The sequence below is a fragment of the Muricoccus radiodurans genome (assembly GCF_050154705.1).
Taxonomy (GTDB): Bacteria; Pseudomonadota; Alphaproteobacteria; order Acetobacterales; family Acetobacteraceae; genus Roseomonas; species Roseomonas radiodurans.
In genome coordinates, this window is the sequence record NZ_CP189561.1 from 5,818,406 (window position 1) to 5,838,960 (window position 20,555).

18 protein-coding genes are annotated in these 20,555 nt (G+C 73.2%); 7 read left to right on the forward strand and 11 right to left on the reverse strand.

Annotation, left to right across the window (positions count from 1 at the left end; translation table 11 throughout):
- The first annotated feature begins 8 nt into the window (after nucleotides 1-8).
- From tssG to ACP6CK_RS27065, 6 genes are all read left to right on the forward strand, one after another.
- A complete protein-coding gene (tssG, locus tag ACP6CK_RS27040; protein WP_426956434.1) occupies nucleotides 9-1,322 on the forward strand; it encodes a type VI secretion system baseplate subunit TssG in 1,314 nt (437 codons plus the stop codon).
- Nucleotides 1,323-1,376: 54 nt separating this feature from the next.
- Nucleotides 1,377-2,867 carry a class I SAM-dependent methyltransferase gene (locus ACP6CK_RS27045; protein WP_426956435.1) on the forward strand — a complete coding sequence of 497 codons (1,491 nt, stop codon included), beginning with the start codon at nucleotides 1,377-1,379 and terminating at the stop codon, nucleotides 2,865-2,867.
- A gap of 43 nt (nucleotides 2,868-2,910) precedes the next feature.
- Nucleotides 2,911-4,395, forward strand: coding sequence for a class I SAM-dependent methyltransferase (locus ACP6CK_RS27050; protein ID WP_426956436.1), 1,485 nt, complete (start codon nucleotides 2,911-2,913; stop codon nucleotides 4,393-4,395).
- 67 nt (nucleotides 4,396-4,462) lie between these two features.
- The gene (locus ACP6CK_RS27055) at nucleotides 4,463-5,155 is read left to right on the forward strand and encodes an OmpA family protein (RefSeq protein ID WP_426956437.1); all 693 of its coding nucleotides are present in this window, start codon (nucleotides 4,463-4,465) and stop codon (nucleotides 5,153-5,155) included.
- A 27-nt stretch (nucleotides 5,156-5,182) separates the two neighbouring features.
- Nucleotides 5,183-6,208: a hypothetical protein gene (locus tag ACP6CK_RS27060; RefSeq protein WP_426956438.1), complete on the forward strand. Its 1,026-nt coding sequence runs from the start codon at nucleotides 5,183-5,185 to the stop codon at nucleotides 6,206-6,208.
- 12 nt (nucleotides 6,209-6,220) lie between these two features.
- Nucleotides 6,221-6,598: a hypothetical protein gene (locus ACP6CK_RS27065; RefSeq protein ID WP_426956439.1), complete on the forward strand. Its 378-nt coding sequence runs from the start codon at nucleotides 6,221-6,223 to the stop codon at nucleotides 6,596-6,598.
- A gap of 26 nt (nucleotides 6,599-6,624) precedes the next feature.
- Here the strand turns inward: ACP6CK_RS27065 and ACP6CK_RS27070 are convergent, their stop codons facing one another.
- The 7 genes from ACP6CK_RS27070 to ACP6CK_RS27100 all read right to left on the reverse strand — a co-directional run bounded on the left by ACP6CK_RS27070 (nucleotide 6,625) and on the right by ACP6CK_RS27100 (nucleotide 14,631).
- Nucleotides 6,625-7,386, reverse strand: coding sequence for an alpha/beta hydrolase (locus ACP6CK_RS27070; protein ID WP_426956440.1), 762 nt, complete (start codon nucleotides 7,384-7,386; stop codon nucleotides 6,625-6,627).
- On the reverse strand, nucleotides 7,383-9,122 hold the full coding sequence (locus ACP6CK_RS27075) for a cation:proton antiporter (RefSeq protein ID WP_426956441.1): 1,740 nt from the start codon (nucleotides 9,120-9,122) through the stop codon (nucleotides 7,383-7,385). The genes ACP6CK_RS27070 and ACP6CK_RS27075 overlap by 4 nt, the downstream gene beginning before the upstream one ends.
- Before the next feature lie 78 nt (nucleotides 9,123-9,200).
- The gene (locus tag ACP6CK_RS27080; RefSeq protein WP_426956442.1) at nucleotides 9,201-10,370 is read right to left on the reverse strand and encodes an alpha/beta fold hydrolase; all 1,170 of its coding nucleotides are present in this window, start codon (nucleotides 10,368-10,370) and stop codon (nucleotides 9,201-9,203) included.
- A gap of 260 nt (nucleotides 10,371-10,630) precedes the next feature.
- Nucleotides 10,631-11,602: a Bug family tripartite tricarboxylate transporter substrate binding protein gene (locus ACP6CK_RS27085; RefSeq protein WP_426956443.1), complete on the reverse strand. Its 972-nt coding sequence runs from the start codon at nucleotides 11,600-11,602 to the stop codon at nucleotides 10,631-10,633.
- 76 nt (nucleotides 11,603-11,678) lie between these two features.
- Complete coding sequence (locus ACP6CK_RS27090) at nucleotides 11,679-12,944, reverse strand: M20 family metallopeptidase (RefSeq protein WP_426956444.1); 1,266 nt, start codon at nucleotides 12,942-12,944, stop codon at nucleotides 11,679-11,681.
- Between the two features lie 105 nt (nucleotides 12,945-13,049).
- On the reverse strand, nucleotides 13,050-13,940 hold the full coding sequence (locus ACP6CK_RS27095; RefSeq protein ID WP_426956445.1) for an EamA family transporter: 891 nt from the start codon (nucleotides 13,938-13,940) through the stop codon (nucleotides 13,050-13,052).
- Between the two features lie 82 nt (nucleotides 13,941-14,022).
- Nucleotides 14,023-14,631 carry an NAD(P)-dependent oxidoreductase gene (locus ACP6CK_RS27100; RefSeq protein WP_426956446.1) on the reverse strand — a complete coding sequence of 203 codons (609 nt, stop codon included), beginning with the start codon at nucleotides 14,629-14,631 and terminating at the stop codon, nucleotides 14,023-14,025.
- A 108-nt stretch (nucleotides 14,632-14,739) separates the two neighbouring features.
- Here ACP6CK_RS27100 and ACP6CK_RS27105 point away from each other — a divergent pair, with 108 nt between their 5' ends.
- Nucleotides 14,740-15,105: a winged helix-turn-helix transcriptional regulator gene (locus ACP6CK_RS27105; protein ID WP_426956447.1), complete on the forward strand. Its 366-nt coding sequence runs from the start codon at nucleotides 14,740-14,742 to the stop codon at nucleotides 15,103-15,105.
- Between the two features lie 6 nt (nucleotides 15,106-15,111).
- On the opposite strand, the gene ACP6CK_RS27110 is transcribed toward ACP6CK_RS27105, so the two are convergent.
- The 4 genes from ACP6CK_RS27110 to ACP6CK_RS27125 form a co-directional block, all read right to left on the reverse strand.
- A complete protein-coding gene (locus ACP6CK_RS27110; RefSeq protein WP_426956448.1) occupies nucleotides 15,112-16,260 on the reverse strand; it encodes a mandelate racemase/muconate lactonizing enzyme family protein in 1,149 nt (382 codons plus the stop codon).
- A 103-nt stretch (nucleotides 16,261-16,363) separates the two neighbouring features.
- Nucleotides 16,364-17,335 carry a Bug family tripartite tricarboxylate transporter substrate binding protein gene (locus tag ACP6CK_RS27115; protein WP_426956449.1) on the reverse strand — a complete coding sequence of 324 codons (972 nt, stop codon included), beginning with the start codon at nucleotides 17,333-17,335 and terminating at the stop codon, nucleotides 16,364-16,366.
- A gap of 23 nt (nucleotides 17,336-17,358) precedes the next feature.
- Nucleotides 17,359-18,774, reverse strand: a complete 1,416-nt coding sequence (locus ACP6CK_RS27120; protein WP_426956450.1) for an amidohydrolase family protein — start codon at nucleotides 18,772-18,774, stop codon at nucleotides 17,359-17,361.
- A 132-nt stretch (nucleotides 18,775-18,906) separates the two neighbouring features.
- Complete coding sequence (locus ACP6CK_RS27125) at nucleotides 18,907-20,490, reverse strand: ABC transporter substrate-binding protein (RefSeq protein WP_426956451.1); 1,584 nt, start codon at nucleotides 20,488-20,490, stop codon at nucleotides 18,907-18,909.
- Nucleotides 20,491-20,555 lie beyond the last annotated feature (65 nt).

Genomic DNA, 20,555 nt, shown 5'->3' on the forward strand with positions numbered 1-20,555 from the left:
CGTCACCGATGAGCGGAACGGACGAAGAGGACCCGCCCTGGCTCCGCGTCGGCACCCCGACGCCCGAGGAGGAGAAGGAGCCCTTCGACCCCGACGCGACGGTGGTCTCCTTCCGCCCGCCACGGCCGCCCGCGCCCGCCGCCCCGCTGCCATCGGCCGCCCCGCCACCCGCGGCCGACGCCGTGCCGCCGCCACCCGCTGCCGTGCCGCTGCCCTGGGCCGATGCCGCCCCGCCGCCCTCGGCTGCGGAACCGCCGCCGGAGCCCACCGCGCCACCGGTCCCCCGGAACGCCGCGCCCACTTCCCGTTCTGTGACGGGGGTGGTGACGGCCGCCGCCCCCTTTCTCCCGCCCGATCCCCCGGCGCTCAGCCCCGCCGAGCGCCTGGCACAGCAGCCCGAGCGCTTCGACCTCGACCAGGCCGCCCACATGGTGGCACGGGGCCGGGACATCGCCGACCTTCCCTTCCGCGCCGTCCCCCGCCTCGGACTCCCCGCCGGGGAGGTGCTGTCGGGCGACGTGGACAGCGGCGAGCTCGCGGCGCCCACCTTCGGCCTCATCGGCAGCGGTGCGGCCCTGCCGCGCCACTACACCGCGGTCGCTGCGGCGGAGCTGCGCAACCTCCCGCCCAGCCTCCGCCGCCGGGGCGCCGCCCTCGTCGCCTTCCTGGAGATGCTGTCCCGCCGTTTCACCGGCCTCTGGGTGAAGGCCGGCGCAAAGGTCCGTCCGGCCCGTGATCCCTCCCGCGTGGACACGGCACTGGCGGGCGCGATCGGCATGGCGACGCCGGGCCTCGACGGCCGCCTCGTCACGCCGCTGGCCGGGCTGCTCTACCACGCCGGCCACCTCGCCAGCCGCACCCGCAGCGCGGAGCGCCTCGCCGCCATGCTGGAGGACGAGACCGGCCGAACGGTGGAGATCATCGAGTTCGCCGGTGCCTGGCAACGCCTCCCGACGGCGGAGCGCACGCGCCTCGGCGGCGCCTATGCCCGCCTCGGCGTGGATGCCGCCGCCGGCGCCCAGACCTGGGACCCCGCGGCGCGCTTCATCATCCGCATCGGCCCGCTGGACGCCGCCTCCTTCGCCGACTTCCTGCCGGGCCGGCAGATGTTCCGCCGGATCTGTGACCTCACCCGCCTGCATGTCGGGCCGGAGACGGACTTCGTGCTCAACCCCGTCCTCTCCGCCGCCGCGGTGCCGCCGCTGCGCCTGGGAAGGGACGGCGCGGGCGGCGCGCAGCTCGGGCGCACCGGCTGGATCAACGCCGCCCGCCCGCGCACGCGCCCGGCGGCCGACGTGAAGCTGCAACCGGGGATGCGGTGACGCGCCCCCCAACCCGCCGCGCCCCCCGCGGCCCCTGACCGGAAGAGAGAGACCATGACCTCGTGGAGCCGCGGATACGTCGCGGATGCGCCCTACACCGTGTCGTATCACCCCACGCAGGTGCCCTCGCACATGGCGCTGGCGGCGGCGATCAACGGGGTGGACTGGCAGCCGCGGGAGCGGATGACGGTGGCCGACATCGGGTGCGGCCGGGGCTACGTCATCGCGGCGCTGGCGGCGTCCAACCCCGGTTGGAACTGCATCGGCCTGGACTACAACCCCGGCCAGATCGCGGAGGCGATGGACTTCGCCGAGGAGGCCGGGCTCGACAATCTCGGCTTCGTCGAGGCCGACCTCGCTGCCATGTCGGATTCCGACATGGACAGCCTGCCGATGCTCGACGTCGCGATGCTGCACGGGGTCTGGACCTGGGTGGCCGATCCGGTGCGGGCGGGCATCGTGCGTCTTCTCTCGCGCCGGCTGAAGCCGGGCGGGGTGGTCTACATCTCCTACAACTCACTACCGGGCTTCGGGCAGGATGCGGCCCTGCAACGCCTTCTGCGACTCGGCGCCTCGCTCGCCCCGCGCGGGGACAGCGTGGAGCGCGTGCTCCACGCTCTTCCGCTGGTGAAGGAGCTCCAGGCGACCAACCCGAAGATGCTCGCCAACACCTACATGCTGAAGCGCCTGGTGCAGGAAGGCCCGCCGCCCAACCCGCCCTATCTCGCGCACGAGTTCATGACGGAGCACTGGCGCCCGGTGTTCCAGGCCGACCTCGCCGAGGCCCTCGCCCCCGCGCGCCTCGACTACATCGGCAGCTCCACGCTCGTGGAGAACATCCCCGACATGTTCCTGGAGCCGGCGCAGCGCGCCATCTGGGACCGCATGCCGGAGGGCTCGCCGCAGGAACTCGTCAAGGACCTCTGCATCGAGCGCCCCTTCCGCCGCGACATCTACATGCGCGGCATGCGGAAGATCGATCGCCGCGCCGCGCTCGACAAGATCATCGTCGCCCTCGCCACGCACGAGACGGAGAAACTCCCCGGCCTGCCCACCAGCCGCGGGATGGCCAACCTCGCGCCGGAGGTCGCGAACGACGTCCTCGCCGCGCTCCGCCAGGGCCCGCAGCGCATCGGCGACCTTCGCCGCCTCACCCCTGGCCGCAGCACGACGCCGGAGGAGTTGCTGGTCATGCTGAACGGCGCGGGCACGGTGGAGCCGATCTGGCGCACCCGCGTGGACGCGAACGCGGTCGCCCGCGCCCGCCGCTTCAACGAGCGCGCCGCCGCCCACTACGCCGGCCAGGGCACGTCGGAGGGCCAGTACGGCCTCGCCAGCCCCTTCATGGGCGCGGCCCTCCCGGTCACCTCGCTCGAACTCTACCTCGCCACCCGGCCGGAGCTGCAGGGCGTGACCGACCCCACGGAGGCGGAGGCGCGCCTGCGCCCGCTGCTGCCGCCGGAGGCCGACGAGAAGGCGATCGCCACCGCGATGAAGACCCTCACCGACCGCCTTCCCGTCTGGCAGCGCTTCGGTGTGGTCTGATCGCCGCGCCTCCGCGCGGCGCTGACCGCGGGAACGCCGCCCCATGACCGCATGGAGCCGCGGCTACGCCGTGGACGCCGCCTACGCCGGCAACTACCAGCCGACACAGGTGCCGGCCCATCTCGCGCTGGCGGCGGCGATCAACGGGGTGGACTGGCAGCCGCGGGAGCGGATGACGGTGGCCGACATCGGGTGCGGCCGGGGCTACGTCATCGCGGCGCTGGCGGCGTCCAACCCCGGTTGGAACTGCATCGGCCTGGACTACAACCCCGGCCAGATCGCGGAGGCGATGGACTTCGCCGAGGAGGCCGGGCTCGACAATCTCGGCTTCGTCGAGGCCGACCTCGCTGCCATGTCGGATTCCGACATGGACAGCCTGCCGATGCTCGACGTCGCGATGCTGCACGGGGTCTGGACCTGGGTGGCCGATCCGGTGCGGGCGGGCATCGTGCGTCTTCTCTCGCGCCGGCTGAAGCCGGGCGGGGTGGTCTACATCTCCTACAACTCACTACCGGGCTTCGGGCAGGATGCGGCCCTGCAACGCCTTCTGCGACTCGGCGCTTCCCTGCAGCCCGCCGGATCGAGCGCGCAGCGCGTGCTCGGCGCCATTCCCCTCGTCAACGATCTCCACGCCGCCGGCGCCAAGCACCTCGCCGGCACGACGAGCCTGCGCATCCTCCAGGAGGCGGGAGACGAGGAGAACGCCCCGCTCCTGGCGAACGAGTTCATGACGGACCACTGGCGCCCCGTCTTTCAGGCCGACCTCGCCGAGGCCCTCGCTCCTGCCCGCCTGGACCACCTCGGTAGCGCCACCCTCATCGAGAACCTTCCGGACATGCTGCTGGAACCGGCCCAGCGCGCGGTCTGGGACCGCATGCCCGAGGGAGCTCCGCGCGAGCTCATCAAGGACCTCTGTGTCGAGATCCCCTTCCGCCGCGACATCTACATGCGCGGCCTGCGCCGCATCGACCGCCGCACCGCGCTCGACCGCCTCGTCCTCGCCCTCGCGACCGACGACATGGAGACGCTGCCGCCGCTTCCCACGCCCCGCGGCATGGCCCGCCTGGCACCGGAGGTCGCGCGCAACGTCCTCGCCGCCCTGCGACGCGGCCCGCACCGCCTCGGTGACCTCCGCCGCGTCACCCCCGGCCACGCCCCCACGCCGGAGGAGCTGCTCGTGATGCTCGACGCCGCCGGCGCCGTCCTCCCGCTCTGGCGCTTCGCGGCCGATGCCGCCGCCGTGGCCCGCGCCCGGCGCTTCAACCGCGCCGCGGCGTCGGCCCTCGCGCGCACGGGCGGGGAGGGGAGCGGCCACGCCTTCGCCGCGCCCCTCGTCGGCGCCGGCCTTCCTGCCAGCGCGCTGGAGATGCGGCTCGCCGCCCATCCGGCCGTGCAGGGCGCCAGCGATGCGGCCGACGCGGTCGCCCGCCTCACGGCGCCGGATGCTTTTCCGCCCGATGCCGTGACCGTCGCGACACGCATCGTGACGGAGCGTTATCCCGTCTGGCAACGCTTCGGTGTAGCCTGACCCCCACCTCACCCCTCTCGCCGCCACGCCGGACCGGCGCGCGGCCAAGCCCTGGAGGCACGCCGCCATGACCCGCCAACCCCTCGCACTCCTGCTCCTCGGGGCCGCCATGCTCGGCGGCGCCGTCGCCCCCGCCGCCGCCCAGTCCGGCTCCGCGCTGGACATGATCGAGCGCCTGCGCCCGGGCAGCGGCACCCGCGGCATCCGCATGCCCGGCGCCGAGCCCCCGGCGGCCGCGCCCGCCGCCCCTGCGGCCCCCGCCCAGCCCTATTCCGGCGCGCCGGCCCAGTCCTCCAGCTCCTCCGGCGCGCAGCCCAACCCCGTCGCGGCGCGCCCGCCTGTCCAGCCCCGGCCGGCGACCCCGCGGCCGCCCGTGAACGCGGCGCCGACCACGACCGCCCCGTCGGACGTCCCGGCGGTCTCCATCACCATCCAGTTTCCGACCGGCTCCTCGGTGCTCACCCCGGTCGCCGAGCGCGCCCTCGCGCCGCTCGGCCAGGCGCTCTCCTCCGCCGCCCTCGCCCCCTACCGCTTCCGGATCGAGGGCCACACGGACACCGTCGGCGACGACGAGATGAACCGCGAGCTGTCCCAGCGCCGCGCGGAGACGGTCCGCAACTTCCTCATGCTCCGCTACGGCGTCGCCGCGGAGCGGCTGGAGGCGGTCGGCCTCGGCGAGAGCCAGCTCCTGATCCAGACCGGCGACAACCGGCCCGAGGCGCGGAACCGCCGCGTCCAGGTCCTGAACATCGGCAGCTGACGCACCGTCCGGCGGGAGGGGGGAGCCGTGTCCAACGAACCGGACGACACGGTCCGCCTCCCGCGGGAGGATGTCCGCCCCCTCACCTGGGGATCGCCGGCGGCGGAACCCGCCCCGGCGCGCCCCGCCGAAGCCGCGCCGCTCGCCGCGGGCGCGGGTCTCCTTCTCGTCCTCGTCCTCATCGCCGCCGGCGCCTGGTGGTTCTGGCCCCGGCCCGAGCCCGCCCCGGTGCGGGCCCCGCCACCCCCGCCGCCCATCATCGCGACGGAGCCGCCCGCAGGCGCGCCGGGGATGCCGCCCGCACCGCCGGCACCCGCCATCCCCGCCTTCCCGCTGATGGACCGGGACGCCATCCTCGCCTGGAACCCGGCCGAGCCGACCCTTATCCGCATGGCCGACCGCCCGGCGGTCTTCCTCCTCGGCTTCCCCGACCTCTCGACCCAGGCGCGGACGATGAACCGCATGGCCGCCCTCATCGAGAAGGCGCGCGCCCCCCGCGACCGCGTGCTGAACGACGCGGAGCTGGCCGCCGTCATCGAGGCCGATGGCGAAACCCCCGACACCTACTACTACGGCCACAACTACACGCTGGACGACATCCTGCGCTTCTACGCGCTGGCGCTTTCGGGGGACGTCGTACTGAACGACGGGGAGCGCTGGCTGGAGGCCCGTCTGCCGGAGATCCGCGCGGCCGGCGGCCCCGGCCCGCTCGCCCTCATCACCCTTCCGGGCCTGGAGGACCGCTTCGACGCCCGCGCCCGCCGCGCCGTGCTGGAGCACGAGGCCGGACACGGCCGCTTCTTCACCGACCCGCCCTACGCCGCCTTCGTCATGCATGTCTGGCGCACCGTCTTCACCGAGAGCGAGCGCGCCGCGTTCCGCGCCTTCATGGTGCGGGAGGGCTACGACACCGCCAACGAGACGCTCATGGCGAACGAGGCCATGGCCTATTTCGTCTGCACCCCAGACCGCCGCTTCTTCGACCCGCGCCGCGACGTGGGCATGGACGAGGAGAACGCCGCCCGCCTGCGCGCCGCGCTGGCCGGTCCCTGAGGAGTCACGGGCATGGAGTACGACTTCACGCCGGAGGACATGCAGCGCGACCGGCCGCGCTGGTACTGGGGCCCGGGCCGCCGGGAAGCCTGGGCCGCCGCCAAGGCCCGCGGCGACCGCGGCCGCCGGCGCGAGCGGGACGACGACGACTCCTCCGGTGGAAGCGACCATGACGATGGCTGGTCCTCCTCCACCAACGACGATCGCTCCGCGCCAGATGCTCCGCAGGAGGAGCGCCGGAACTGGTTCTCCTTCTCCGGCGGCGACAGCGGTTCCAGCTCCTCTGCCTCGAACGCCTCCGATTCTGGCTCCTCCTGGAGCAGCGACTCCTCGTCGTCGAGCAGCAGCGACAGCAGCGGCTCCTCCTCCTCGTCCAGCTCCAGCGACTGATCCCGGCGTGATGCGCGGGCGGGGCGCTACGCCCCCAGCCCGTCCAGCCAGTCCGCCACCCGGTCCGCCACCGCCTCCCACCCGGCATCGAGCATCAGCAGGTGCCCCATGCCCCGCGCGAAGGCCGCGCCCGTCCCGTGCCAGGCCGCGCAGCGCCGCACCGCATCCTCCGGGATCAACCGGTCGCCCTCGGCCCCCAGCACCATCACCCGCCGCCCCAGGACCCAGCCCGGCGTCACGGGTTGCGGCATCTGCGCTTCCAGGATGGCGGAACGGGATTCCGCGCCCAGCCGCGCGACGTGACGCCAGGCCGCGGCGCGATCCATGTGCGGCCCGAACAGCCCCTCCACCAGCCGCTCGGTCGGCGGCGCGGACGGCTCCACCATGCCGGCCACCTCGGCCCAGAGGGAGGGGTCGGACAGCGCCAGCCGCGAGTTCGACCACCACAGTCCTTCCGGCGGCACCGGCGCCAGCAGGGCCGCGCCGCGAACGCCGGGATGCGCCAGCAGCCGCTGCGCGACCAGCGCGCCGAGCGAGTGACCGACGAAGACGACCGGCCCGTCCAGCATCCGCCGCACGGAGGCGACCGTGTCGGACAGCGAGGCCTCCTCGCCCGGCCGCGACAGCGGCAGGGCGATCCCGCCATGGCCGCGATCCGCCAGACGCTGCCCGAACCCTTCCGCCCAGACCCAGGGCCCGCAGGCCGCCCCGTGCAGCAGCACCAGCCACGTCCGCGCCGCCGCACCATCGCGCGGCGAGAATTGCACCGAACCCGGAGGAGAATTCACGCCGCCACCCCGTCCAGCGCCGCGTCCACGATCCGCCGCTCCCGCAGCACGTCGACCGTCGCCTGCGCCGTCGTCGCCGCCACGCCCATGCGCTGCATGGCGAAATCCGCGATGCCCAGCGCCACCTCCCGCTCGCCCATCACCACCAGCCCCGCGGACGCTTCATCGCGCAGCCACTCCATCTCCGCGTCATGATGCGCGCGGACCGCCACCTCGATGTCGGGGTTCGCGTGCCGGGCCAACTCCACCACGCGCCGCGCCTCCCAGGCGCCGGGCAGCGCCACCACCAGCAGCCGCGCGCGGGACGGCGCCGCCGCCTCCAGCACCTCCGGCAGGGCGGCGTCGCCCCACAGCACGGGCACGCGCCGCTCCCGCAGCGCCTCCGCTACGCGGCGGTCGTTCTCGATCACCAGCACCGGCAGGTTGTGCCGCCGCAGCGCCGCCGCGACGAGCGTGCCGACCCGCCCGTGCCCCACCAGGATCGCGTGCCCGCGCAGCACGGGCAGCGACGCGACGAAGCGTGCGGCATCCGGATGCGCCCCCGCGACCTTCCGCCCGGGCATCCGCCCCGCCACCCAGGCGAAAGCGCGGAAGGTGAGGGGGGTGATCAGGATCGCGCCGAAGCTCGCCAACAGGATCGGCCCACGCACCTCGTCCGGCAGCAGCCGCTGCCCGATCGCCAGCTCCGTCAAGACGAAGGAGAACTCGCCGATCTGCGCCAGCGCGCCCGCGACGATGGCCGCCACCTCCGCCCGCACGCGCAGCGTCAGGAGCAGCGCGAAGGTCGCAGCGCCCGTTCCCAGCAGCACCGCCGCCAGCGCCAGCACGTCCAGCACCGGCGAACGGATCACGCTCGCCGGGTCCAGCAGCATTCCCACCGAGACGAAGAAGATCGCCGCGAAGACCCGCTGTAGCGGCAGCGTCTCCGCCGCCGCCTGATGGCCCAGGTCGCTCTCCCCCAGCACCACGCCCGCGAAGAAGGCGCCGAGCGCGAAGGACACGCCGAAGGTCACCGCCGCCCCGAAGGCCACGCCCAGCGCCACCGCCACCACCGCCAGGGTGAACAGCTCCCGCGAGCCGGACCGCGCCACCCGCGCCAGCGCCCAGGGCAGCACCCGCCGCCCCACCACCAGCATCAGCACCGCGAAGGCCGCCAGCTTCCCGACGGCCACCAGCACCGCGAGCCCCAGCCCCCCAGAGGAGCCGCCGGGCCCGCCACTCGCGGCCGGCAGCAGCACCAGCCCGAGCACGACGATCAGGTCCTGTACGACCAGCCAGCCCAGGGCCAGCCGCCCCGCCTCGCCCGAGAGCCGCCCCCGCTCCTCGAGCGCCCGCGTCGCCACCGCGGTCGAGGCGATGGCGAGCGCCAGCCCGAACACCAGCGCCGCCCCGAAGCCGAGCCCGAGCAGCGTCATCGCGAGCCCCGCGCCGAGCAGCGTGCCCAGCGCCACCTGCGCCACCGCCCCCGGTACCGCGACGCGCCAAACGGCCAGCAGGTCCCGCGCCCGGAAGTGCAGCCCCACGCCGAAGAGCAGCAGCCCTACCCCCACCTCCGCCAGCGTGGCGGTGAAGGCGGAATCGATCGCCATCCCCGGGGAATGCGGCCCCGCCGCGAAGCCTGCCAGCAGGTAGCCGATCAGCGGCGGCAGCCGCAGCCAACGCGCCGCCGCCCCGAAGGCGAAGGCCAGCACGAGCGCGATGACGAGGCTCGCGAGGAAGGGCGGCGCGTGATCCATGCCCGGCCCTTCTCGCAAGCCCGGTGCCGGCACGCCAGACGTAGCGGCGTCAGGGCGATCTCGCCGGAACGCCCCCGGTCACCCCCGCCCCGCGGGCGTGGCTCCCTGCGGCCGGCGCACGATCCGGACCCCCGGCGGCACCGCGCCAAGGCACCGCGCCGCGAAGCCCGCGATCGCCTCGTCGTAGCGCTCGCTCCGCTCCAGGAATCCCGGATGCCCCGCCGGCGCGACCCGGACGATCTCCGCGTCCGGGATGGTCCGCGCCATCACCTCGCTCGCCTCCGGCAAGGTGATCTTGTCCGCATCGCTCGTGATGACGAGCGTCGGCACGGTGATCCGCGGCAGCGTCGCCGTCTCGTCCCAGCGCAGCATCGCGATCACGCCCTTGGCCAGGACGGAGGGAGAGGACTTCACGTCGAAATACGCGGCGAAGTCGAGCTGGCCGCGGCTCTCCTGCCCGCTGAAGGAGGTCCAGGACGTCGTCCGGTGCGCCGACCCGCTGAGATAGCTCTGGAGGTTCATCAGCCACACCACCGGCGAGAGCAGGATCGTCAGCCGCAGCAGCGGCTCCAGGATCGGCCAGCGGATCGCGCGCAGCAGCCCGCCCGCCGTGATCGTGTTCAGCGGCATCGTGTAGGTCGTGTTCACCAGCGCGAGTCCCGCCACCTCCCGTCCGAGCATCTGCGGGAACATCCGGCAGAAGGTGAGGGTGGTCATGCCGCCGATGCTGTGACCCACCAGCACCACCGGCCCGGACCCCGCGGCCTGCAGGATCACCGCCCGCAGGTCCTCCGCCATCCGCTCCAGGCTGTACTGCCCATCCCCGGGCTGGGTGGAGAGGCCGAGGCCCGGCAAGTCCCAGACCACCAGCCGGAAGCGCCCGGACAGGTGCTTCTTCTCGTAGTACCAGGCCGTCGCGCCCATGCCCCAGCCATGGGTCATCACCAGGGTCGGGAGTCCCTCCGCCCCATGGACCTCCACCTGCAGGTCGCTGCCATCAGCGCCCTTCACCCGCATCTGCCGCCCGCCGCGCTCCGACCGCGGCTCGTCCGGCGCCCCGGGCCGCATCAGCAGCACGAGGTACCGCCCCGCGACGGAGTAGAGGAGCATCAGCACCGCGAGGATGATCCAGGCCGTCGCGATCAGCTCCCCGACATACCAGGCCCAGGCCACCCAGATCCCGCCGCCGAGGATCGCGAGCGAGACGAGGCCGGTCAGCCAGAGAAGCAGGAACTGCAGCGGCATCATGGCGGATCTCTCCCTTTTCCCGTCCCGCACGCGGGCCGCGCGAGGCGGAGCGACAACGAGGGATGCAGGAGTGAGTTCCGCGCGCGGCGAGCGAACGCGCAGCCAGGCCGGCCAAGCCTCAGCCTGGCCGCCGCACAACGAGGAGGCCGCATTTCCGCCGCGCGCGCCCGCTTCGCCGCTGGATGCCACGAGGAGAACCGCAAGGCCGGGCTGCGAACGCGCGTCGCCCCGGCCCTGAACGGCGGGCCTTCGAGGGCCGCCTACTCCGGCTGCAGCCCCGTCGTTCGCACCAGCTCCTGCCAGACCGCGCGCTGCGCCCGCATCACCGCCCCGAACTCCGCCGGCGTGCTGGGGTAGGGGATGTTCCCGTTCGCCGCCAGCCGATCCACCAATCCCGGGTTCCGCAGCCCCTCGTTGATGACGGCGTTCATCCGCGCCACGATCGGCTCCGGGATGCCGCGTGGCCCCATCACCGCGGAGAAGCTCGGCAGGTCGTAATCCGGCACGCCCTGCTCCTGCACCGTGGGGATCTCCGGCGCCAGCGGCCAGCGCGTGGGGTTTGTCACCGCCAAGGCCCGCACCTGCCCCGCGCGCACCGCCGGGATGATTCCCGCGAAGCTGTCGAACACGAGCTGGATGTTCCCCGCGATCAGGTCCGCCAGCGCCGGCGCCGCGCCGCGATAGGGCACATGCGTCAGCTCCACCCCGGTGCGCGCCATGAACAGCACGCCCAGCATGTGGTTCGCCCCGCCCGCCCCGGCGGAGCCGAAGTTCAGCGCCCCCGGCCGCGCCTTCGCATAGGCGATCAGCTCCTGGATGCTGGTGATCGGCAGCCGCGGATTGACGCAGACCAGCGCCGTGCCGGTGGAGAAGGTCGCGATCGCCGAGAAGTCGTCCGTGCCCTCGTAGCCCGGCGTCTTGAACAGCAGCGGCGCCCCGAGATGCGAGGACGGACTGGCCATCATCACCGTGTACCCGTCCGGCGCGCTGTTCGCGACGAAGGCGGTTCCGATCGTGCCGCCCGCCCCGCCTCGGTTGTCCACCACCACGGGCACACCCAGCCCGTCGCTCAGAACCTGGGCCTGCAACCGCCCGGAGATGTCGCTCGCGCCCCCCGGCGGATAGGGCACGACGAGCCGGATCGGCCGGTCCGGCCAGCCCTGGGCCCGGACGATCCGAGGCGTGGCCAGCGCCGCCGGCAGCGCGGCGAGAAGTCGGCGGCGAGCGATCATCCGTGGTCTCTCCTGTTCCGGCGGCCGCGATCGGGGGCCGCCCCCGCCCACCCAAGCAAGAGCGGCGCCACCGGCCTCAGCCGCACCATCCCCGGATCAGTCGCGCGCCCACCTCGACCGCACGGACGTAGTCCGCGACATCCACCCATTCGTCCCGCCCGGCATTGTGCGTCAGGTCTCCGCAGAGAGGCCCGAGCCCCACGCAGGGGATCCCATGCTGCACCATCGGGTTCCGGATGTCGGAGGAGGTGTGCAGCGGGTTCACGTGCGGCGGCGCCCCCGTGACCTCCTGCACCGCCCGCGCCGTCTCCACCCAGAGCGGATGATCCTCCGACACCTCCGCCCCCGTTACGCCGGACACCCAGTCCAGCCGCGGGGGATGCGCGCGCAGCCAGTCATCGCCCCGCCCGGCCTCGCCGACCGCCGCCTCTACCTCCGCCTGCACCGCCGCCAGGCTCTCGCCCGGCGGAAAGGACAGGGCGACGAGGATCGAGCACTCCACCGGCACCCGCCCGGCCTTCCCCCCGCCCTCGATGCGGGAGACGAGCAGGTTGGTGGACCGCCCGATCGCCGCCTCCAGCGCCGGGTGCCGCACGCGCGCGCCGCGCCGCGCATCCAGCTCCCGCAGCGCCGCCAGCACCGGTCCCATCCGCTCGATCGGGTTCACCGCCGTGTGCGCGAAGGCCGCGTGCCCCGGCTCCTGCGTGTCCGGCAGCCGCCCGGCCACCGTCACGCGGAAGATGAGCTGACCGCTCGCCAGCGCCTTCACCTCCCGCATCCCGACGCCGGACTCCGCGGGATGCAGGTACACCGCCGCATCCGCGCGGTAGCCGTGGTGCATCGCCGCATGCACCCCGCGCGCGTGCCGCTTGCTCGGCGTGCTGGCCAGGATCACGTCGCCCCGCATCGGCCCGCCCTCGGCCGCGCGCCGCACCGCCTCCACCATGATCGCGACGCCGGCCAGATCGTCCGACACGCCCCAGCCATAGAGCCGCCCCGCCTCGATCGTCCCGCCGAAGGGATCGTGCCGCCAGCCGTGCCCTTCCTGGAAATCCTCCCCGTCCGGATGCGCGAAGAGAATGAGGCTTCGACCGCCGCCCGTGCCGCGCAGGGTCGCAATCACGGCCTCGCGCTCCTCGCCCGCGATGGCGGATTCGCTCGCGAACTCCTCGCGCAGCGGCACCTCGGCGGGGCGGTAGCGCAGCCGCTCCACAGCGCAGCCCGCAGCCCGGAACCCCTCGGCGACGCGCGCCTGGATCGCCGCCTCGCCCTCCCGCTGTGCCGCGATCAGGCCGCGCAGCAGCACGACGGCCGGCTCCGCCTCCAAGGTCGATCCTGTCACGCTGTCCCCTGCCTCTCGCTCACGGCGAAGGTCAGGGGCGGCGCACCGGCCTGTCAATGCCGTGCAACGCGCGATCCCAGAACGCCGTCGCCGCGCGGAACGGCATCACGAGAGCACCACGATCACCACGCTCGCCACGATCCCCACGGCCCCGATCACGTCCCGCGTCTTCAGCGTCTCGCCGAGGTACCAGCGGGAGAAGGCGAGGGTGAACAGGATCTCCACCTGCCCGACCGACCGCACCAGCGCCACCGGTGCCAGCGCGAAGCCGGTGAACCAGCAGGCCGACCCGAACGCCGAGAGCAGCCCCACCGGCGCCGCATTGCGCCACCCCTTCACGACGGCGACGGCCGATTGCGGCTCCCGTGCCAGCAGCCACCCCCCCTGCATGACCGTCTGCATGGCGTTCGTCATCACCAGCGTCAGCAGCGCCCCCAGCACCACGTCCGGCGAGGCGAGCGACTGGTTGGCCGCCCGGATGCAGATCCCCGTCAGCCCGAAGCAGGCCCCCGCGCTCAGCCCGCACAGCGCCGCCGGCTGCGTCGTCGCCCGCAGCAACTCGCCCACGCTGCCCCCGCGTCCCGCCAGCGACAGGTACAGCACGGCGCACACCCCCAGCCCGATCCCGAACCAAGCCTGCCCCGGCAGATGCTCCCCCAGGATCAGCACGGCGAAGATCGCGCCCTGCATCGCCTCGGTCTTGGAATAGGCCGTTCCGACCGCGAAGCCCCGTGGCGCGAAGGAGGCGATCAGCAGCACCGTCCCGAAGATCTGGATCAGCCCGCCCAGCGCGCAGAGCCCGATCACCCAGAGGGACGGGGAGGGCATCGCCCCGCCCCCGATCCACCACCATCCCAGCAGCAGCGCCAGCCCCGGCGGCACCCCGTAGAGATACCGCACCACCGCCGCCGCATTCAGCGAGAGCGTTCCCCGCAGCCTTTGCTGGAGCGCGGTGCGCCAGCACTGGAACAGCGCGGCGCAGAGGGTCGAGGCCAACCAGAGAGGCATCCTCCCCGGTTAGACCGGATCGCCGCCGTCGCAAATCGCCCGCCGCGCGGAGCAGCCCCCCGCCGGCCGCTCAGTAGCCAACGGTGAAGCGTTTCCGCGAATGTTCAGGCCGCTCCAACTCATCGACCATCGCCACCGCGAAGTCCTCGAAGGAGATGCTGCTTCCGCCCTCCTGCGTCAGCAGTGAATCCCCGCCCAGCCGGAACCGGCCCGTCCGCTCGCCCGGGAAGAAATGCGCGGAGGGCGAGAGGAAGGTCCAGTCGATCTCCCGCTCCCCCCGCAGCACGTCAAGGAAGGCCGCACCCGCCAGCGCCTCCGCCTTGTAGGCGGCCGGGAACTCCGGCGTGTCCACCAGCCGCACCCCCGGCGCGATCTCCAGGCTTCCCGCGCCCCCGACCACGAGGTAGCGCGGCACGCCCGCCGCCCGCACCGCCTCGACGAGCGCGCGCGGGTCGCTGCCGGAGAAGTGCACCGCGCTGATCACCGCATCATGCCCCGCCAGCAGCCCGACCAGCGCCCCCTGGTCCGCCACGTCGCCCGCCCGCGCCGTTACCCCCGGCAGGGTCGCGATCCGCGAGGGGGCGCGCGCGATCGCCGTCACCGCATGTCCCCGCCGCGACAACTCCGCCAGCAGCCGCGACCCGGCCTGCCCGCTCGCCCCGATCAGCGCAACCTTCATCCCCATCTCCATTCAACGATCGGTTTCGGATGGAAACCAGGTGCCCATGTCGATGGTTTGTGTAAAGAAGGCACCAGAAGCTCATCAGGTCACCGCCAGGAAACCACCATGCCGACCCCGAACGCCTACGCGGCTGACTGCCCGACCCGCCGCGTGCTCGACCGCGTCGCTGACAAGTGGACCGTCCTCCTCCTCGGCCTGCTTGCGGAGCAGCCCCTGCGCTTCAACCAACTCCGCCGCACGATCGAGGGACTCTCACAGAAGGTCCTCGCCCAGACGCTCCGCAGCCTGGAGCGCGACGGCCTCGTCACCCGCACCGCCTTCGCGACCGTGCCTGTCACCGTTGAGTACGCGATCACCCCGCTCGGCCGCACCCTCGCCGAGACGGTGGACGCCCTGCGCCTCTGGGCCGAGACCCACATCGACGCCGTTCAGCACGCCCAGCGCGCCTACGACGCGCGTCCCGCCGCGTAGCGCCGGCTACCCCAGCCGCGGATCGAGCCACGGCCGATCATGCGGCCGCCATGGCGAGGCCGCCGCCGCGCGCTCGTCCAGCATCACGCCGAGACCCGGCGAGGCCGGCAGCGTCCCGTGACCCGCCTCGAAGCGCAGGGAATGCCCCGGCGCGAGGGTGAAGAAGGCCTCCGCCTCCCCGAACTGCACCTCCAGCCGCCACAGGTTCGGGATGGCCGCGCAGAGATGCAGGGAGTGCGCGTGCGCCACCGGCCCGGTCGGGTTGTGCGGCGCCATCTCCACCCCGCAGGCCAGCGCGAGCGCCCCGATCCGCAGGATCTCCGCGTGCCCGCCCGCGTGCTTGATGTCCGGCATCCACACGTCATAGAGCCCGGCCTCCGCGAGCGGTCGGTATGCGCCCAGCCCTGCCAGCGTCTCCGCCCCCGCCAACCGCACGCCCCGCGTATTCGCCAGCCCGCGCAGCCGACGGATCTCCGCATGGTTCGCTTCGCTCACCGGACATTCCAGCCAGTGCAGCCGCACCCCGTCCAGGTCCCGGATCAGCTCCGCCGCCCCGCCGGGCGAGAAGCGCCAATGCGCGTCCACCATCAGCGCGCGGTCCGGCCCGATCGCCTCCCGCACCGCCTCCACCCGCGCGATGCCCTCGGCATAGGCGGCGCGATGCGCCCTCTCCCCTGCCTCCTCCCAAACCAGCGGATCGAAGGGCGCGAGCTTCACCGCCTCGAGCCCCTGGTCCAGCGCCCGCCGCGCCGCGGCCGCGAATCCCGCCGGCGTTCGCTCCGCCCCGCGATTGATGTTGGCGTAGAGCGGCACCGCCTCCCGAAGCGCGCCGCCATGCAGCGCGTGGATCGGCTCCCCCGCCCGCTGCCCCGCCAGGTCGAACAGAGCCTGCTCGAAGGCGGACACGACCGTATGCGCCATCAGCCCGCCCGGCGCGTGCGGGATCAGCCGCGCGAGCCGGTTCCGCGCCCGGCTGTCCTGCCCCGACACCGCCGTGGCCAGCCGCCGGACCTCTCGCTCCATCAGCGGCTCCTGCCCGGCGAGGGTGCACTCTCCCCAGCCGACGCGCCCCTCCTCGTCCTGCACGCGCAGGAAGGACCAGTTCGTGCGCGGCGTCACCGCCACCCCGTGGAAGGACACCGACGCGATCCGCATCTGGAGCGCCTTCCGTTCACTTGCGTTCACTTCAAGCGCTCCAGCTTCTTGTCCAAAGGGCAGATTCACGCCTCCGGGTGGGGCCGCCCTCCGGCGATCTGTCCTAATCCACCCGGATGTTCGCGCGGGCCGCGACGTCCCGCCACTTCGCCACGTCCGCCCGCACCCGCGCAGACAGCTCCTCCGGCGTGGACCCCACGAAGCGCCCGCCGAGCGCCCGGATGCGCTCCTGCGTCTCCGCCTCCGCCCCGATCCGCAGCGCCACCTCCCGCACGCGCTGCACGATCGCCTCCGGCAGCCCCGGCGGCCCGAAGATCGCGTTCCAGGCGAGCGTCTCGTAGCCCGGCAGCCCGCTTTCGTTCAGCGTGGGCACGTCCGGCAACTCCGGCCACCGCTCCAGCGCGCTGACGGCCAGCATCCGCATCTCTCCCCGCTGCACGAAGGGCATGACGTTCACGAGGTTCGCGATCAGCACCGGCGCATCGCCCTGCACCACCGCCTGCGCCATCCCCGCGGACCCACGGAACGGCACGTGGACGAGGTCCAGCCCCGTCATCGCCTTGAACAGCTCCATGGAGAAATGCGCGGACGATCCCGCGCCCGCGGTGGCGTAGTTGTAGAACCCCGCCGGCCTCTCCCGGATCACGCGGATCAGCCCCGCCACGTCCTGCACGTCGAAGATCCGCGCGTTCACGCAGAGCGCGTTCGGCCCCGACACCAGCAGCGACACCGGCACGAAGTCCCGCGTCAGGTCATAGGGCAGGTCGCGGTAGAGCGCCGCGTTGATCCCGTTCGACCCCGCATTGCCCAGCAGCAAGGTGGACCCGTCCGGCGCCGACCGGAACGCCGCCTCCACCCCGATCCGCCCGCCCGCGCCCGCCCGGTTCTCCACCGGGAAGGGCTGTCCCAGCAGCCGCTCGAATCCCGCCGCCAGCACCCGCGCCGTGATGTCATTGCCGCTGCCCGGCGCATCCGGCACCAGGATCCGCACCGGCCGGCTCGGCCAGGTGCCCTGCGCCCGCGCCGCGAAGGGCAGCGCCGCCGCGCCGAGCATCAGGTGGCGTCTCCGCGCCATGATCTCTCCTCCCGGCAGGCCGCTCAGCGCCGCACCAGCCCCCAGCCCGGGTCCTCGGCGACAAGCCCTTCCATGCCCGTCGCCTTCAACATCTTCGCCGTCTCCCGCTCGGCCTCCGCCACGATCTCCGGCACCGAGATGTGGGAGGAAGCGCCGTCCCGCATCAGCACGCGCCCCTCCACCACCACGTCCCGCACGTCATGCCCGTTGGCGAAGTACACCACCCGCGACACCGGCATGTTCGCCGGCGCCATGTGCGGCGCGGACAGGTCCACGGTGATCACGTCCGCCCGCTTCCCCGGCTCCAGCGACCCGATCTCCGCCGCGAGACCCAGTGCCTCCGCGGCCTCGATCGTGCACATCTCCAGTGCCTTCCCCGGCGGCAGCAGCGTCTCGTCCTTGAAGCGACGCTGGTGGTACCGGATGAACTGGAACATGTGCCGGAACATGTCGGCCGACCGGTCCGGCGCCGTCGCGTCGGACCCCAGGAACACCCGGACGCCGCGCTCCAGCAACTCCACCGCCGAACAGACCCCCCGCACCGACGCGATGGCGGACGGGTTGTGCACGACACGCGTCCCCGTCTCCTCCAGCACACGGATGTCGCCCTCCGTCAGGTCCGTGCAGTGGGAGAAGAACACGTCCTCGCCCACCAGTCCGAAGAGGCGCGCGGTCTCGATCGACCCCTTCCGATGCCCATCCTGGTGGAACAGGCAGCCGTGCTGTCGCACCAGCGCGATCGTCGCCCGTGCCTGCCGCTCCACCTCCCGCGCCAGGCTGGGATCGCCGCCGTGCTCCATCCGGTGCACGGGCGTGAGCCCCGCGATGCGGATGCCGTCCTTCCCGTGCCAGCGCCGGATCACCGCCTGCAAGGTATCGAGCTGCCGCTCGAACGGGATCGGCCGCTCCACCCCGTCCACGCCGACATAGGGCCGGGGATGCGGCGGCCGCGTCGGCCCCAGCGCGACGATGCTCCGCACGCCGACCTCGCGCACCGCCTCGCAATGCGCGTCCGCAAAGGCCGGATCGTCCGACCGCATCACGGAATCGCCGCCGCCGAGCAGTGACACGCCCGTCGTCACCCCGAAGCGCAGCCGCTCCGCCGCCGCCAGCGCCGCCTCGGCCCGCCAGAAGCTCGGCGGGGAGGCGAGGGTGTAGATCACCCGGCACGCCTCCATCCACGCCTCGCTGTCGCCATTTCCCAGAGTCTTCACCAGCCCGTGCCCGGCATGGGCGTGGCCGTCGATCAGCCCGGGCAGGATCGCCTTGCCCCGCGCATCCACCCGCGCCGCCGTGTCCCGGTGCGCCGCGCTCACCTGGTGCCGCGGTCCCACGGCGACGATCCGCCCGGCCGCAACCGCCACGGCCCCATCGGGAATGACGCGCCGGGCCGGGTCCATGGTGATGACGACCCCGCCCTCGATGATCAGATCGGCCAAGCGTTTCCTCCGGTGATGGTCGCGGGACCCGACCTCTGCCGGCCGGGTCCCGTGGGGCCACGGCGCGCAACCACGCCGCCGCCGATGATAAAAGCCAGACCCGCACGCGACACGTCGTGCGGACGGGATGCCTCAGGGCATCCGCACCAGCCACAGCCGCATCCTGTTGTCCGGAGACGGCGCCAGCGCGATCCCCCGCCGCGCCGCCCAGATCACGGGCTGCTGGTGCAGCGGCACGTGCCCGACCTCGCGCTTCTCGATCAGCAGCGCCTCCCGGATCAGCGCCCGCCGCCGGGGCTCGTCACCCTCCTCGGCGATGCGCTGCACCAGCGCGTCGAACTCCGCGTTGCTCCAGCGCCCCACGTTCAGCCCGCCCGTCCGCTCGGAGCGCGTCATCAGCACCTCCTGGAGGGTGGAATACGCGTCCGCCAACGGCAGCCCCGCATGCCCCAGCATGAAGAAGGAGGTATCGAGCCCGTTGATCCGCCGGGACCACACATTGGTCGTCTCCACCTGCGGCGTCACGCGGATGCCGACGCGCCCGAGCATCCCGATGATCGCGAGGCAGAGCCGCTCGTCATACACGTAGCGGTCGTTCGGGCAGGACAGCGACACCCCGAAGCCCTCGGGATACCCCGCCTCCGCCAGCAGCCGTTTCGCCGCGTCCGGATCATAGGGGAAGGTCCGCCGCTGCGCCTCGTCCCCCGGCTCCGGCGACCCGCTCAGGAAGGGCGACGCCATGGACCCCGCGACCCAGGAATTCCCCCGCATGATCGTCCGCCGCAGCGTCTCGACGTCGATCGCCTGGTACACCGCCCGCCGCACGCGCAGGTCCCGGAACGGGTTCCGCCCCCGCACGTCCGAATACTGCAGCTCATCCCGGTTGTGATCGAAGCCGAGGTAGATCGTCCGCAGCTCCGGCCCCTGCACGACCTGCAAGGCCGAGTTCCCCTCGATCCGCGGGATGTCCTGGATCGGCAACTCCACCAGCGCGTCCACCGCGCCGGAGATCAGCGCCGCCGTCCGCGTGGACGCCGCGCGGATCGGCTGGAAGGTCACCGTCGTCAGGTTGTGCCGCGGCCGGTCCCACCAGCCCGGGAAGGCCTCCATGACCGTCGGCCCGTCCACCTGCCGGCTGACGACGCGGAACGGGCCCGTCCCGTTCGCCATCCGCCCCGCCGCATTCTCCTCCCGCGACGTCAGGTTGGAGGAGAGCGCCGCGTTCTGACGCTCCGACCAGCCGCGATCCATGATGTAGAACTGCGTCAGCGCGTTCAGCAGGATGGGGAAGGGGCCCCGCGTCTCGATGTCCACGGTGTAGTCATCCACCGCCCGCACATCCACGACTTGCGAGAGATTCCCCTTCGCCAGCGCCCCCGGCGAGGAGATGCGTGCCCAGGAAAAGACCACGTCATCGGCCGTGAAGTCCTCCCCGCCATGGAACTTCACGCCGCGCCGCAGATGGAACCGCCAGACGTTCGGCGCGATCGTCTCCCACCGCTCCGCCAGCGCCGGCTCCAGCTCCAGCCGCTCGTTGTGCCGGGCCATCGTCTCGTAGACATTGCCCAGGAAGGCATTCGTGAAGGTGTTGTTGGAGGCGTGCGGGTCCAGCGTCAGAACATCCGCGCCGTAGGCCCAGGTGAAGGGCACCGCCTCCGCCCGCGGGGCCGCCAGGGCGAGGGGCAGGGCGAGGGCGAGGGGCAGGAAGCGGCGCATGGGAGGCTCTCCGGGATGCCGCGGAGCGTCCCCCCATGCCGCCGGCCCGTCAACGCCCAGGCTCG